Raw genomic sequence first — 13900 nt, 5'->3', positions numbered from 1 at the left:
CACACGAGAGTCAACCCCTTGAGCTGGTTTCACAAACTTGTTCCTTCGAAAATCCGCACGGAAGCCTCTACCAAAAGCACGGTGCCGGAAGGATTGTGGAGCAAATGCCCGAGTTGCAATGCCATCCTCTATCGCTCGGAGGTGGAGCGGAACCTCGAAGTCTGCCCCAAGTGCAGCCATCACATGCGGATCGGTAGCAAGAAGCGCCTGCACCTGTTCCTCGACCCAGGGAACCGCTTGGAACTCGGCGAGAACCTCGCCCCGCTCGATCCTTTGAAGTTCCGCGATAGCAAGAAATACAAGGACCGCCTGTCCCAGGCCCAGAAAGCCACAGGCGAAAAGGATGCGTTGAGCGTGGTCGCCGGGCAGTTGGAAGGGCGTCCCGTGGTCGCCGCCGCCTTCAATTTCGATTTCATGGCCGGGTCCATGGGGTCGGTGGTGGGCGAGCGCTTCGTGCGCGGGGTCAATCATTGTCTGGCCCACGGGATGCCTTTGGTGGTGTTCAGCGCCAGTGGCGGGGCGCGGATGCAGGAATCCTTGCTGTCCTTGTTCCAGATGGCGAAGACCAGCGCCGCCTTGGCCAAACTCGCCGCCGCCGGTTTGCCGTTCATTTCGGTGCTGACCGATCCCACCATGGGCGGGGTGTCGGCCAGCTTGGCGATGCTGGGCGATATCAATATCGGCGAGCCGGGTGCCTTGATCGGTTTCGCGGGGCCCAGGGTGATCGAGCAGACCGTGCGCGAGAAACTGCCGGAAGGCTTCCAGCGTAGCGAATTCCTGCTGGAACACGGGGCCCTGGACATGATCGTGGACCGCCGCGAAATGCGCGGCAAGATCGCGGCCTTACTCGACCTCTTGATGACCGGCAGGCCGTCCGTGGCGCAAAAGCCGCCCGTGGTCGAAGAACCCAAGCCCGAAATAGTCGCCACCGATGCGCCGCTGCCCAGTGGCGAACCCCAAGGCGACGTTTAAACCCATGCGTTTCACAACGCTGGCTGATTGGCTGGCTTGGCAGGAAACCCTGCATCCCCGCGCCATCGACATGGGGCTGGGCCGGGTGAGCCGGGTATTCGAGGCGATGGGCGGAAACCGCCGGGTTCCGTTCACCATCACCGTGGGCGGCACCAATGGCAAGGGTTCCTGTGTCGCCCTGTTGGACGCGATCCTCAGGGCGCAAGGCTACCGGGTGGGCACCTATACCTCGCCGCATATCCTCAAATACAACGAGCGCATCCGCATCGATGGCCGGATGGTGGGCGACGCGCCCATCTGCGAAGCCTTCGCCCGCATCGATGCCGCCCGTGGCGCAACCTCCCTCAGTTTTTTCGAGTTCGGCACGCTGGCGGCCCTGGATATCTTCGCCGACGCCGGTTTGGACGTGCAGATATTGGAGGTGGGCCTGGGGGGCAGGCTGGACGCGGTGAATATCATCGACACCGATGCCGCCTTGCTCGCCAGCATCGATATCGACCATCAGGAATGGCTGGGCCATACCCGCGAGGCGATAGGCTTGGAAAAGGCCGGGATTTTCCGTGCCGGGCGGCCCGCCGTGATCGGCGATCCGGCGGTGCCGGATTCGGTGCTAGGCTATGCCGAACAACAGGGCGTGCCCTTGCGCTGCCAGGGCCGGGATTTCGGCTACGAGGTTACCGGGCGGGGTTGGACCTGGCGGAGCGGAACCGCCCGTCTCGACGATCTGCCCCGGCCCGCGATCCCCGGCGAGCATCAACTCATGAACGCCGCGGCGGTGTTGGAAACCCTGCACCGGATCGCGGACCGGCGGCCGGTTTCGGTGGACGCCATCCGTGGCGGTCTCGCCGGGGTCAGCCTGATGGGCCGGTTCCAGTTTTTTCCGGGCGAGGTTCCCGTGCTGTTGGATGTGGCCCATAATCCGCAGGCGGTCGGGATGCTGGCCGGGCACCTCCGCCGGGAGTTCGCGGGCCGTAGAATCCATGCGGTGTTCGCGGTGATGCGGGATAAGGATATCGTCGGCATCGTCGAACATATCCGCGCCGTGATCGACCATTGGTATCTGGCCCCGCTCGCCATGCCCAGGGCCGCCACCGCCGGGGAATTGCTGGAAATATTCCGCGATTTGGGCGTTTCCGCCGTCGAACAGGGGTTCGGCGATGTGGGCGCGGCGCTGGCGAAGGCCCGTGCCGGTGCCCGGAGCGGCGATCTCATCCTGGTGTTCGGTTCGTTTTTCCTGGTGTCCGAGTATCTGGCTCATACCGCCTGACCCGAGGTTGTTGTCGAATGGATGAGCAATTGAAGCAGCGCCTGCTGGGCGCGACGATTATCGTGGGCTTGGTGGTGATCTTCGTGCCGATGCTGTTCGAGGACCCCGACCATCCCAAGGACAAGGCGGCGGCCGAGCTATCCGCCCCGCCCGAACCTATCGAACAGAAAACCATCGAACTGCCCAAGTCGGCGGCGGATATCGCCCAAGCCGAGAAGCCCGAGAACAAGAAGGCGCAAAAATCCGCGGCCGAAACCGGCTACCGGGTGATTCCCCTGGAGGACGCGCCGCCACCGAAACCGGCCAAGGCCGAACCGCCGCCCGCGCCCGCCGAGGAAGCCGCCGCTTCCGCCGAGGAGCCGGTGGAGGAGGTCACCGAAGCCCCCGCCGAGGAAGAGGATTTCACGGGCACGGACGAAGGTGGCGAGCCCCCCGCCCTGGGCAAGCCCGGTGCCAAGCCGACGCCCACCCCCAAGGCCGCCTTGGCCGAACCGGCCAAGCCCGGCGGCAAATCCGCCAAGCTTCCGCCCGCTCCGCCCAAGAAGCACGCCGAGATCGCCGAGGAGGAGGCCGGGCAAACCTCCAAGGCCAAGCTTGCGGAATCCTCCGCGAAAAAGCAGGACAAGCCGAAAGCCCCGCAGCCGCCCAAGCCCGCCGAGCCGGTCGCGGCCAAGCCGAAGCCCACCGCCGCGCCGCCCGTGGCCGAATCCCCGGCACCACGGCCCGCCGCGCCCGTGTCGAAAACCCCGCCACCCGAAACCCTGGCCAAGTTCACCCCGCCCAAGCCGCCCGAGCCCAAGCATCCCGCCGTGCCGACGGAAACACCCTCCGCCTGGGTGGTCCAGGCCGGTAGTTTCGCGAGCGAGAGCAATGCCCGTGGTTTGGCGGATCGGTTGCGCAAACAGAGCATCGCGGCCTATGTCGAAACCATCCATGGGGGTTCCGGCGTGACCTACCGGGTGCGGGTCGGGCCGGAATTGAACCGGGGCCGGGCGGAACAGGTGCAAAAACAAATCGAGGGCGCGGTGGGGATCAAGAGCTTGATCTTGCCGCGCAAATAAGCGCCGGTGGGGGCGATGCCGCCCTTGACCGGGGTGGATTATGGCATCGTCGGGATCGTCGGCCTGTCCGGCGTGGTCGGCTTGGTCCGGGGCTTGGTGCGGGAGGTGTTTTCCCTGCTGGCCTGGGCCGCGGCGGTCTGGGTGGGGCTGCGTTATGGCGGCGAAGTGTCGGCCCACCTGTCGACCGCGATCAATCCGCCTTCGGTCCGTTTCGCCGCCGCGTTCGCCCTGCTGCTGGCCGCCACCCTGGTCGTGGTGGGCGTGCTGGCGTTCCTGCTCAACAAACTGGTGCAGGGCGCCGGCCTGGCCGGGACCGACCGCCTGGCCGGGATGGTGTTCGGCCTCGCCCGCGGCGCCCTGTTGGTGGCGGTGTTGGTCCTCGGGGCGGGGGCCACGCCCTTGACGGGCGATCCTTGGTGGAAGTCGTCTAAACTGATTCCACCCTTCCAAGCCCTGGCCTTCTGGCTGCGCGGCCAAATCGACCGCGGCGGTCCCTTCAAGTCTTCGACAGCTTCCCATCGATAGGTGAGTGACATGTGTGGTATTGCCGGCCTCGTTTCCAGCGAAGAGGTCAATCAAGAGCTTTACGAAGCCTTGACCGTCCTCCAACACCGCGGCCAGGACGCCGCCGGTATCGTGACCTGCGAAGGGGATCGCATGCACCTACGCAAGGAAAGCGGTTTGGTGCGGGATGTGTTCCACACCCGCCATATGGTGAACCTCAGGGGCGGCATGGGGATCGCCCATGTGCGCTATCCGACCGCCGGTTGCACCAGTTCCGCCGAGGCCCAGCCGTTCTATGTGAACTCGCCCTACGGCATCACCCTGGCCCATAACGGCAACCTGACCAACGCCGAGGTGTTGAAGCGCGAATTGTTCGTGCAGGACCAGCGCCATATCAACACCGATTCCGATTCCGAAGTCCTCCTCAACGTGTTCGCCCACGAATTGATGGAACTCGGGAAGCTCCGGGTCGGGCCGGAGGATGTGTTCCAGGCGGTGGCCGGGGTGCATCGGCGCTGCCGGGGGGCTTATACGGTGGTGGCGATGATCACCGGCTTCGGCATCATCGCCTTCCGCGACCCCAACGGCATCCGTCCCCTGGTGTTCGGCGAGCGCAGGACCCCGAACGGCACCGATTATATGATCGCCTCCGAGAGCGTCGCCCTCGATGTGCTGGGTTTCGACCTGATCCGCGACGTGCAGCCGGGCGAGGCCATCGTCATCGAGAAGGATGGCAAGCTGCATACCCGTTTGTGCGCCGAGCAGACCCGCCATACGCCGTGCATCTTCGAGTATGTCTATTTCGCCCGGCCCGATTCGATCATCGACGATATTTCGGTCTACAAGGCCCGGTTGCGGATGGGCGACCATCTGGCCGACAAAATCCTGCGGCTGCGCCCGGACTATGATATCGACGTGGTGATTCCCATCCCCGATACCAGCCGCACCTCGGCCCTGCAACTCGCCAACCGCCTGGGCGTGAAATACCGCGAAGGTTTCATCAAGAACCGTTATATCGGGCGCACCTTCATCATGCCCGGCCAGAATCTCCGCAAGAAATCGGTGCGGCAGAAACTCAACGCCATCGACCTGGAATTCAAGGGTAAGAACGTGCTGTTGGTGGACGATTCCATCGTGCGCGGCACCACCTCGACCCAGATTATCCAAATGGCGCGGGATGCCGGGGCCAATAAGGTTTATTTCGCCTCGGCCTCGCCGCCGGTGCGTTATCCCAATGTCTACGGGATCGATATGCCCGCCGCCCATGAATTGGTGGCCTATGGCCGCACCGATATGGAAGTGCAGCGGGAATTGGGCTGCGATTGGTTGGTCTACCAGGATTTGGAGGATTTGATCGATTCGGTGCGGCGCGGCAATCCCAAAATCGAGGCGTTCGATACCTCCTGTTTCAACGGTGAATATGTGACCGGCGATATTAGCCAGGATTATCTGGACCGCTTATCCTGCCATCGCAACGACGGGGCCAAGGCTAGGCGCGATTCGGGGAGTTCGGTGATGGAATTACATAATGCGGGGTAGGATCGCGCTGGTCTTTCAAATGGAATACGGCCCGTGCGCCGTTGGATAATCAACGAGGACAAACCCACCGTGACCGATATCGACTGGAACGACTACGCCCTGGAAACCCAGGCCATCCGCGCCGGACAGCGCCGCACCGCCGAGTGCGAACATTCCGACCCCATCTTCGCCACCTCCAGCTTCGTGTTCGGCAGCGCCGCCGAGGCGGCGGCGCGGTTTTCCGGGGCGCGGCCGGGCAATATCTATTCCCGCTTCACCAACCCCACCGTGCGGACCTTCGAGGAGCGGCTGGCCGCGCTGGAGGGCGGGGAGCGCTGCATCGCCACGGCCTCCGGCATGGCGGCCATCGCCAGCGCCGCCTTCGGCCTGCTCAAGGCGGGCGACCATGTGGTGTGTTCGCGGGGGGTGTTCGGCAATACCACCTTGTTGTTCCAGAACATCCTGGGCAAGTTCGCCGTCTCGACGACCTTCGTCGATCTCACCGACTATGCCGCCTGGGAAGCCGCCCTCCGCCCGGAAACCCGGCTGCTGTTCCTGGAAACCCCGTCCAACCCCCTGACCGAGGTGGCCGATATTCACAGGCTCGCAACCTTGGCCCACGATCATGGAGCTTTATTGGCGGTGGACAATTGCTTTTGCACCCCGGTTTTGCAGAAACCCTTGGCCCTGGGCGCGGATATCGTGATCCATTCCGCCACCAAATATCTGGACGGGCAGGGGCGCTGCCTGGGCGGGGCCATCGTCGGGGCCGACGACTTGCTGGAAAAGCAGATTTATCCGTTCACCCGCACCGGCGGACCGGCCATGAGCCCGTTCAATGCCTGGGTGTTCCTCAAGGGTTTGGAAACCCTGGCGCTGAGGATGAAGGCGCATAGCGAGAACGCCCTGGCGCTCGCCACCTGGCTGGAAAACCAAAGCTGGGTGGAACGGGTGCATTATCCCGGCCTCGCTTCCCATCCCCAGCACGAACTGGCCCTGCGCCAGCAAACGGCCGGCGGCGGCATCGTCAGCTTCGCGGTCGGGGGTGGCCAGGACGCGGCCTGGCACTTGATCGACGCCACCCGGATGCTGTCCATCACCGCCAACCTGGGCGACACCAAGACCACCATCACCCATCCCGCCACCACCACCCACAGCCGCCTGAGCGAGGCCGAGCGGGCGGCGGCGGGTATCGGCGCGGGGCTGGTCCGGGTGGCCGTGGGACTCGAAAACCTGGAAGACATCAAAAACGACCTGCGGCGGGCTTTTCCCGGATGAGCCGCCGGCTCCCGGCTTTGCGCCGTTTTCTCCAAATCCTAAGGAAATCGTATGAAAGTAACCGTGTTCGGTTCCGGCTATGTCGGCTTGGTGACCGGGGCCTGCCTCGCCGAGGTGGGCAACGATGTGGTGTGCATGGACATCGATCCGGGCAAGATCGATTTGCTCAACCAGGGCGGGGTGCCCATCCACGAGCCCGGCCTGGATGTGCTGATCAAGCGCAACCGGGAAGCCGGCCGTTTGCGTTTCACCACCGACCTCGATCTGGCGGTGGCGCATGGGCTGTTCCAATTCGTCGCCGTGGGCACGCCGCCCGACGAGGACGGTTCCGCCGACTTGCAATATGTATTGGCCGTGGCGCGGGGCATCGCCGAGCGGATCACGGATTACCGCATCGTGGTCAATAAATCCACCGTGCCGGTGGGTACCGCCGACAAGGTGCGCGGGGCCATCCAGGCCGTGCTGGCCGGGCGGCAGGCGGCGGTGGAATTCGATGTGGTGTCGAATCCGGAGTTCCTGAAGGAAGGCGCGGCCATCGAGGATTTCATGAAGCCCGACCGCATCGTGGTGGGCACCGACAATCCGCGCACCACCGAATTGCTGCGGGCGCTGTACGCGCCGTTCAACCGCAACCACGACCGGCTGGTGTGCATGGACATCCGTTCCGCCGAGTTGACCAAATACGCCGCCAACGCCATGCTCGCCACCAAGATCAGCTTCATGAATGAACTGGCGAATTTGGCCGAGCGCCTGGGCGCGGATATCGAGAAGGTGAGGCTGGGCATCGGCTCCGATCCCCGGATCGGCTACCACTTCATCTATCCGGGCTGCGGCTATGGCGGTTCCTGTTTCCCCAAGGACGTGAAGGCGCTGGAACGCACCGCCCGCGACGTGGGTTATTCCGCGCAATTGTTGCAGGCGGTGGAAGGCGTGAACGACCGCCAGAAGCTCAGGCTGTATGAAAAGGTCGATGGCTATTTCAAGGGTGGCCTGCGCGGCAAGACCTTCGCCTTGTGGGGCTTGGCCTTCAAGCCCAATACCGACGATATGCGCGAGGCGTCGAGCCGGGTGTTGATGGAATCCTTGTGGGCGGCGGGGGCCAGGGTGCGGGCGTTCGATCCGGTGGCGATGGAGGAGGCGGGGCGCCTCTATGGCGAACGCGCCGACCTGGCGCTGTGCGAGAATCCCGAAGCCGCCCTGCGCGGGGCCGACGCCTTGATCATCGTGACCGAGTGGAACATGTTCCGCAGCCCGGATTTCGATCTCATCAAGGCCAGCCTGTCGCATCCGGTGATCTTCGATGGCCGGAACCTCTACGATCCGGTCCGGGTGAAGGCGCTGGGTCTCGATTATTACGCCATCGGGCGCGGCGATTCCCTCCATGGCGGCGCGGTCTGATGGGGCGGGCGCGATGAGCCGGCCCGCCCGCGCTGCCTGGACCCCCGCAAGGATCGCCGAGTGGGAGCGCCTGCGTGCCCAGGGGATGTGCCGCTTCGTGTGGTCCTACGGCGTGCTGCGCTGGGGCGGCTTCATGTTCTGCTTTTCGATGGCCGTGTTCCAGTATTCGCGTTTCGGCAGCGTGTTCAGCGCGGAGGGGAACTGGTTGTTGCGGGTGTGGTTGGCGCTGGCGACCTGGACCTTCGTGGGATATTTGCACGGGCGGTCGCTGTGGTTCAGGAACGAGCGGGAATACGCGGACCAGCGGGCCGGTGAAGATACGACGCTCCGGGCTTGAAACCCCCGTCGGGCATCAAGCGGCGACGGTCCCGACCACCCCGCGCCGCCCTAAATCCCGCAATATCTCCGCCCCGAACGCCAACACGGCGGCGGGGTCGGGATGGCGCAGTTCCTCCGCGAGGCGGGTCAGGCAAGCCACCGCCGGGAGGGGGCCATCCGCTTCCAACAAGGCCAGCAGCCGGTACGTCGCCGGGTTGACCTCCATGAACCGCACCGCGTCCTCCGCGTCCCGGTAAACCACCAGGCAGGTGGGTTGCGGCGGGGGGTCGGTCGGCTGATGGTCCGGCCCGATCAAATGCACGGGATAGCCATAGGCCAAGGGCCAGGCCAGTTCGGACAGCCGGATCGTGTGCGCCAGCGGGTCGGCCTCGAACTCCGGGTCCAGCGGCGGTACTTCGGCCTCGGCGACCGCCAGGGCCAGTTCCACCCATTCGTAATGGGCCAGTTCCGGCATAAAGGGCGGATCGTCCGGCCGCGGGCCGCGTTCCGCGCCGAGATAGGCCAGGAATTCCTGGGCGATTTCGACGAACAATGGGCTTTGGCAGCGGTGGCGGGCGTAGAAATCTTCGACCAGGGCCGACCAGCGCCCGCCCGCCAGGATCGATTTCAGCACCGGGAAGCCGGTGGCGATGAAGTTCTCGATATTGTTGAAGAACAGTTCGCGGTAGGTCGCCATGCGCCGGGGCGCGACATCGGCGGGCGCGGGCTGGTGGGCGGGATCGCGGATATGGGCGGCGAATCCGCGCTGTATCCGCTGGAAATCGGCTTCAGGCATAGCGGCGCAGGGCTTGGGTGTGGCGGGCTTGCAGGGCGCGGATTCCATCGACCTCGGCCAGCAGTTCGGCCAGGGGCGGGATGTTGAAATCGCGTTCCAGCAGGGTGGGCAGGACGCCGAAGCGGGCGTAGGCGCGGTCCAACAGCCGCCATACCGGATCGGCGATGGCCGCGCCATGGGTGTCGACCAGGAAATCCTCGGCCTCGACATAATGCCCCGCCACATGCAGGTAAACGATGCGTTCGGCGGGGATGGCGTCCAGGAAGGCCGCGGCGTTGTAGCCGTGGTTGACGCTGTTGACATGGATGTTGTTGACATCCAACAGCAGATCGCAATCGGCCTCGGCCAAAACCCCCTTGAGGAAATCGATTTCGGCCATTTCCTGGCCGGGGGCGGCGTAATAGGAGATGTTCTCGATGGCGATGCGCCGTTCCAGGATGTCCTGCACCCTGCGGATCCGCGCCGCCACGTAGCGCACGGCTTCCGGCGTGAAGGGGATGGGCATCAGGTCGTAGAGATGGCCCTCGTCGCCGCAATAGCTCAGATGTTCGCTGTAGCGGGCGATGCCGTGCCGGTCGAGGAAGGTCTTGGTTTCGCGGACGAAGGCTTCGTCCAGCGGGGCGGGGCTGCCCAGGGAGAGGGAAAGGCCGTGGCAGACGAAGGGCCGGCGTTCGGTCAGGGCGCGGAATTGCTTGCCGAGCCTGCCGCCGATCCGCATCCAGTTTTCCGGGGCGACCTCGTAGAAATCGACCTGGGCGGGAGGATGCCCGCTCAGGGGGCCGATGAAGGCCCGCCTGAGTCCGAGTCCCGCGCCTTGTATCGCAAATTCGTTCATGCGGCGCGGCGGGCCGGGGCTTATTGGGGTTTCGGTGCTTCGGCGGGAGCCGGGGTGGCCGGGGCCGGGGTGTCCATCTTCATGCCGGCGCATTTGCCTTCCATCGCCTTGGCCTGTTCGGCTTCCTTCTTGAGCGCTTGTTCTTTCATCGCGCCGCAGTTCATCTCCGGGCTTTTCGCCGCTTTCCCGCCGCATTTGCCTTCGCCGCAGACCATTTCCTTGGATTCCTTGCCCGCCTCGGCCACTTGCATATAGCCGTTGGCGAGGTCTTTCAACGCGAACGGATTCTCGCCCGCGCTGGCGGCACCGGCCAGGGTGGTGGCGATGGCTGCGCCCATGACGGTGCCGATGGTCTTCTTGCTCATGTCTCGGTTTCCTCTTCTCGTTGCTGATCTAGTTGGTATGGCCGGTCTTCCCGCGGGGTGCTGGATGGGGACCGGCGCACGGTAGCCTTAGACCTGGGGATGCCGGAAAGTTGCGCGGATTATGGACACGCCGCCGTGGACCGGCCCCGGCCTGGAAGCCCCGTGGGGACGGTATTCTCACATAACGGACCCGGTCTTGTGCAGTGGCCGATCCGGGGCCGCCTCCCCATCCTGGCGGGTCGGGACGCATTACGCTATGCTCTGCCGCGCCCGGCGGCCGGGCGCATCGTGTTCAAGATCAAAAGCGAGCGAGGGTTGGACCATGTATTGTCGCCACTGCGGTAAAGAGGTGAAGGACAAGGCGGTTGTTTGCAGCGGTTGCGGACAGCCCATCGAAGAGGCCGGCGGTGGCACGGCGGGCGCGGGCGGGGGGCGTTGGAGTTGGTTCACCATGTTCGTGACCACCGGCGTCTTCCTGTTGTTGTTGCTCATCGCCATCATCTCGGGGCTTTGAGATACCGGCGGCGTTTCCCGCGGCGGTGATCCGCCCGCGGTGTGGGGTCGCCGGTAGCCTGCCATCCCCCGCCAAGTCCGGCCCTTCCCCCGGCCGACGCAGAAATACCCAGATTCATCTCCATTAGCGCCGGATATAACCTATTGTTGTAGACTAGCCGTCCGCGTGACAGTCCCGGATGGCCGGGCTGGACGCGGTGTCAGGCTCGCGTTGTTGGCTCGTACCCTGCCGGGAAAAACGGCTTCATTACATGCGGTTTGAGTTGCGTATCCATATCGGTGTGAAACTATGCGGAGTGGCCGTGGGGTTGGCCTTGGCCGCGATCCTGGCCCACCGCTTCGGGCGGGGGGGGGATTGGGCCTTGCTGGGCCTTGGGGGCTGGGCTTCGGCCCTGTTGTTGGCCACCCTGGCGTTGGCGCGGACCGGTCCCGGCTCGGATCGCGTCCCGGCCCGTCGCGGCCCGGTGGGCTTGTCCAGCCTGCGCGCAAGATTGGATGCCTTGGAAGCCCGTAACGAGGAACTGGAACGGGCCTGTCGGCAGGCCGAAACCCGCGCCCAGATCAAAACCCGCTTCCTGGCCCAGATGAGCCACGAAATGCGCACGCCGATGAACGGCATCATCGGTTTCGCCGATCTACTGGCCAAAACCCCGCTGGCCGAATACCAGCTCGAAAAACTGGGCTTGATCGAGCGCTCGGCCAAGAGCCTCCTGGAAATCGTCAATGAAATCCTCGACCTCGCCCGGATCGAAGCCGAGCAATTCAGGCTGAAGCCCGAATGGTTCCCCTTGCGGCCCTATCTCGAAGACACCGTGACGCTGATCAGCGCCCGCGCCAAGGTGTCCATCGTGCTGTGCGTCGAGCCTGCCGTGCCGGAACTGTTCCATGGCGACCCCATCCGCCTGCAACAGGTGGTCGCCAACCTCCTGGGCAACGCGGTCAAATTCACCCATGCCGGGCGGATCGTGGTGCGGGCGCGGCGCTTGCGGCGTGCCGATTCCAGCTTGTTGTTCTCGGTATCCGACACCGGACGGGGCATCGCCGCCGAGCATCTGGACCGCTTGTTCGCGCCGTTTTCCCAAGTGGACGGGTATGCGCCCAATGGCGAACGCGGTTCCGGCCTGGGGCTGAATATCGCCCGCGCCATCGTCGAGCGCATGGGCGGGACCATCGGCGTGGTGAGCCGGCCCGGCAAGGGGTCCACGTTTTGGTTCACCCATCCTTTGGAAGCGGGCACGGTCCGTGCCAAGCCCGGCTTCCCCGGTTTCAAGCTGGCCTTGATCGATCCCGATCCCTTGTCCCGCAAGGCCTTGCGCTACCAATTGCAAAGCGTGGGCGCGACCGGCTATGGCTTCGCCAGCCTGGAGGAATTCGACCGGAGCTATCAGGCCGGGGCGCATGGCGTCTTGGTGTTGATCAACGCCGCCGCGAAGTCCCAACCCTTGTTGCTGCGGGGCATCGGGCGGGTCCGGGCGGCGGGTGGGCGTCCGGTGTTGATCCTACCGCATTCCAGCCGCCGCATCCGCGAGTATTACCGGGCGCAGAACCTACCTTGCCTGGGTTATCCGGTGCGGAGCGACGCCTTGTCGGAACTCCTGGCCGAAAGTCCCGTCCCGCCGAAGGTTGCGGCACACTTCGATGGGATGTCCACGTTGTTGGTGGGGCGGCAGTTCCTGGTGGTGGACGACAACGAGATCAACCGCCGCCTGCTGGAAGCCCGCCTGACCCGGCTGGGGGCGCGGGTGGTGGAGGCCCCGAACGGCACCAAGGCTTTGGTGCGCCTCAGGACCCGCGCTTTCGACCTGGTGTTCATGGACCTCAGGATGCCGGGGATGAGCGGGCTGGAGTTGCTCCGGGAATTGCTGCTCGGGGAGTTCTCGCCCAACCACAGCACGCCCTTCGTCGCGGTGACGGCCCATCTCGATGAAGAGGAGCGGATCGCCATCGTCCAGGCCGGTTTCGCCGATGTGCTGCTCAAGCCGGTCCTGGACGGGCCGTTGCTGGCGGTGTTGGGGAAATATCTGAAGATCGGGCCGGTCCCGCCGGCGCGGCCAGGGGCCGGGACCGAGCCGCTCGCGGATTGCGCGGCGGTGTTCCTGGAAAAGACCGGCGGCGACCGCCTGCTGGCCCAGTCGCTGGCCCGGAAGCTGGTGAAGGAATTGCAGGAGCAATCGCAGGAAATCCAGCGGGCCTTGCGCGGCGGGGATTTCACCAAGCTGCGCGAGTCCGCCCATAGGATCAACGGCTCGGCCTCGTTCTGCGGCCTGGGGGACATCCGCAGCAGCGCCGATGCCTTGGAGCGGGCCGTGCTGCAAGCGGCCCACGCCCCGAGCCTGGACCTCAAGGCCCAACGCCTGGACCAGGAAATCAACCGCTTCTTGGAGGAGCGGGACCAACTCTTCACGGCGTTGGACGATGCCGATGCGGGGGTTCCCCTGCGCTTGCTCGATTGAGCCTCACACCTTGAGCAAATGCTGCCGGTAATAGCGGAGTTCGGCGATGGATTCCCGGATATCGTCCAGCGCCCGGTGGCTGTTGTTCTTCTTGAAACCTTCCTTGACCTCCGGTGCCCACCGCGCCGCCAATTCCTTCAAGGTGGACACATCCAGGTTCCGGTAATGGAAATGGGCCTCCAGCCGGGGCATGTGGCGGGCCAGGAAGCGCCGGTCCTGGCAGATGCTATTGCCGCACATGGGCGAGACCCCCGGCGCGATCCAGCGTTCCAGGAATTCCAGGGTCAGCCGTTCGGCCTCGGCCTCGTCCACCCGGCTTTGCCGCACCCGCTCGACGAGGCCCGAGGCGCGGTGATGTTTCTGGTTCCAGTCGTCCATCCCCGCGAGGGTGTTGTCGTCCTGGAACACCGCCAGCACCGGGCCTTCGGCCAGGAGGTTCAGATCCTTGTCGGTGACGAGGGTCGCCACCTCGATGATCCGGTCGGATAAGGGGTCGAGCCCGGTCATTTCCAGGTCGATCCAGATCAAGTCCTGCACCGTTGTCGCCATGATTTTTTCCTTGGATATCAAGCATGAAGGAAAGATGGCCCAGGCTGGGAACGTTGCCCTGGGCCGCTTGTCA

General features: G+C 64.8%; 14 protein-coding genes. 10 read left to right on the top strand and 4 right to left on the bottom strand.

The features are described from left to right. Window positions 1-18: 18 nt before the first annotated feature. The 8 genes from accD to K5658_RS12075 all read left to right on the top strand — a co-directional run bounded on the left by accD (window position 19) and on the right by K5658_RS12075 (window position 8335). The gene (accD, locus tag K5658_RS12110) at window positions 19-972 is read left to right on the top strand and encodes an acetyl-CoA carboxylase, carboxyltransferase subunit beta (RefSeq protein ID WP_221063391.1); all 954 of its coding nucleotides are present in this window, start codon (window positions 19-21) and stop codon (window positions 970-972) included. 4 nt (window positions 973-976) lie between these two features. After that, window positions 977-2239 (top strand): bifunctional tetrahydrofolate synthase/dihydrofolate synthase, encoded by a 1263-nt coding sequence (folC, locus tag K5658_RS12105; protein WP_221063390.1) that lies wholly within the window; start codon window positions 977-979, stop codon window positions 2237-2239. Between the two features lie 17 nt (window positions 2240-2256). Continuing rightward, window positions 2257-3300: an SPOR domain-containing protein gene (locus K5658_RS23960; protein WP_221063389.1), complete on the top strand. Its 1044-nt coding sequence runs from the start codon at window positions 2257-2259 to the stop codon at window positions 3298-3300. Window positions 3301-3315: 15 nt separating this feature from the next. Continuing rightward, the gene (locus K5658_RS12095) at window positions 3316-3825 is read left to right on the top strand and encodes a CvpA family protein (protein WP_221063388.1); all 510 of its coding nucleotides are present in this window, start codon (window positions 3316-3318) and stop codon (window positions 3823-3825) included. Window positions 3826-3834: 9 nt separating this feature from the next. Beyond that, window positions 3835-5343, top strand: coding sequence for an amidophosphoribosyltransferase (gene purF, locus K5658_RS12090; protein WP_221063387.1), 1509 nt, complete (start codon window positions 3835-3837; stop codon window positions 5341-5343). A gap of 69 nt (window positions 5344-5412) precedes the next feature. After that, the gene (locus K5658_RS12085) at window positions 5413-6600 is read left to right on the top strand and encodes an O-succinylhomoserine sulfhydrylase (protein ID WP_221066974.1); all 1188 of its coding nucleotides are present in this window, start codon (window positions 5413-5415) and stop codon (window positions 6598-6600) included. 51 nt (window positions 6601-6651) lie between these two features. After that, complete coding sequence (locus K5658_RS12080) at window positions 6652-7998, top strand: UDP-glucose dehydrogenase family protein (protein ID WP_221063386.1); 1347 nt, start codon at window positions 6652-6654, stop codon at window positions 7996-7998. Then, a complete protein-coding gene (locus K5658_RS12075; RefSeq protein ID WP_221063385.1) occupies window positions 7982-8335 on the top strand; it encodes a hypothetical protein in 354 nt (117 codons plus the stop codon). The genes K5658_RS12080 and K5658_RS12075 overlap by 17 nt, the downstream gene beginning before the upstream one ends. A 15-nt stretch (window positions 8336-8350) precedes the next feature. Here K5658_RS12075 and K5658_RS12070 read toward each other — a convergent pair whose 3' ends face one another. From K5658_RS12070 to K5658_RS12060, 3 genes are read right to left on the bottom strand one after another with little or no spacing between them, the layout of a single operon-like run. After that, window positions 8351-9112, bottom strand: coding sequence for an HvfC family RiPP maturation protein (locus K5658_RS12070; protein WP_221063384.1), 762 nt, complete (start codon window positions 9110-9112; stop codon window positions 8351-8353). Further along, complete coding sequence (locus K5658_RS12065; RefSeq protein ID WP_221063383.1) at window positions 9105-9947, bottom strand: HvfB family MNIO-type RiPP peptide maturase; 843 nt, start codon at window positions 9945-9947, stop codon at window positions 9105-9107. Before K5658_RS12065 ends, K5658_RS12070 begins: the two co-directional genes overlap by 8 nt. Before the next feature lie 20 nt (window positions 9948-9967). After that, window positions 9968-10312 (bottom strand): hypothetical protein, encoded by a 345-nt coding sequence (locus K5658_RS12060; RefSeq protein ID WP_221063382.1) that lies wholly within the window; start codon window positions 10310-10312, stop codon window positions 9968-9970. A gap of 322 nt (window positions 10313-10634) precedes the next feature. Between K5658_RS12060 and K5658_RS12055 the strand changes: the two genes are divergently transcribed. Next, entirely contained in the window at window positions 10635-10826 is a 192-nt protein-coding gene (locus K5658_RS12055; RefSeq protein WP_221063381.1) for a zinc-ribbon domain-containing protein, read from the top strand. Between the two features lie 250 nt (window positions 10827-11076). Continuing rightward, window positions 11077-13278 (top strand): ATP-binding protein, encoded by a 2202-nt coding sequence (locus K5658_RS12050; RefSeq protein ID WP_221063380.1) that lies wholly within the window; start codon window positions 11077-11079, stop codon window positions 13276-13278. A gap of 3 nt (window positions 13279-13281) precedes the next feature. Here the strand turns inward: K5658_RS12050 and orn are convergent, their stop codons facing one another. Further along, a complete protein-coding gene (gene orn, locus K5658_RS12045; protein ID WP_221063379.1) occupies window positions 13282-13827 on the bottom strand; it encodes an oligoribonuclease in 546 nt (181 codons plus the stop codon). Window positions 13828-13900: the final 73 nt, after the last annotated feature.

The organism is Methylomagnum ishizawai (assembly GCF_019670005.1).
GTDB lineage: Bacteria > Pseudomonadota > Gammaproteobacteria > Methylococcales > Methylococcaceae > Methylomagnum > Methylomagnum ishizawai.
The sequence above is the reverse complement of the archived record's forward strand: the minus strand, read 5'-3'. Positions and strand labels throughout refer to the sequence as shown.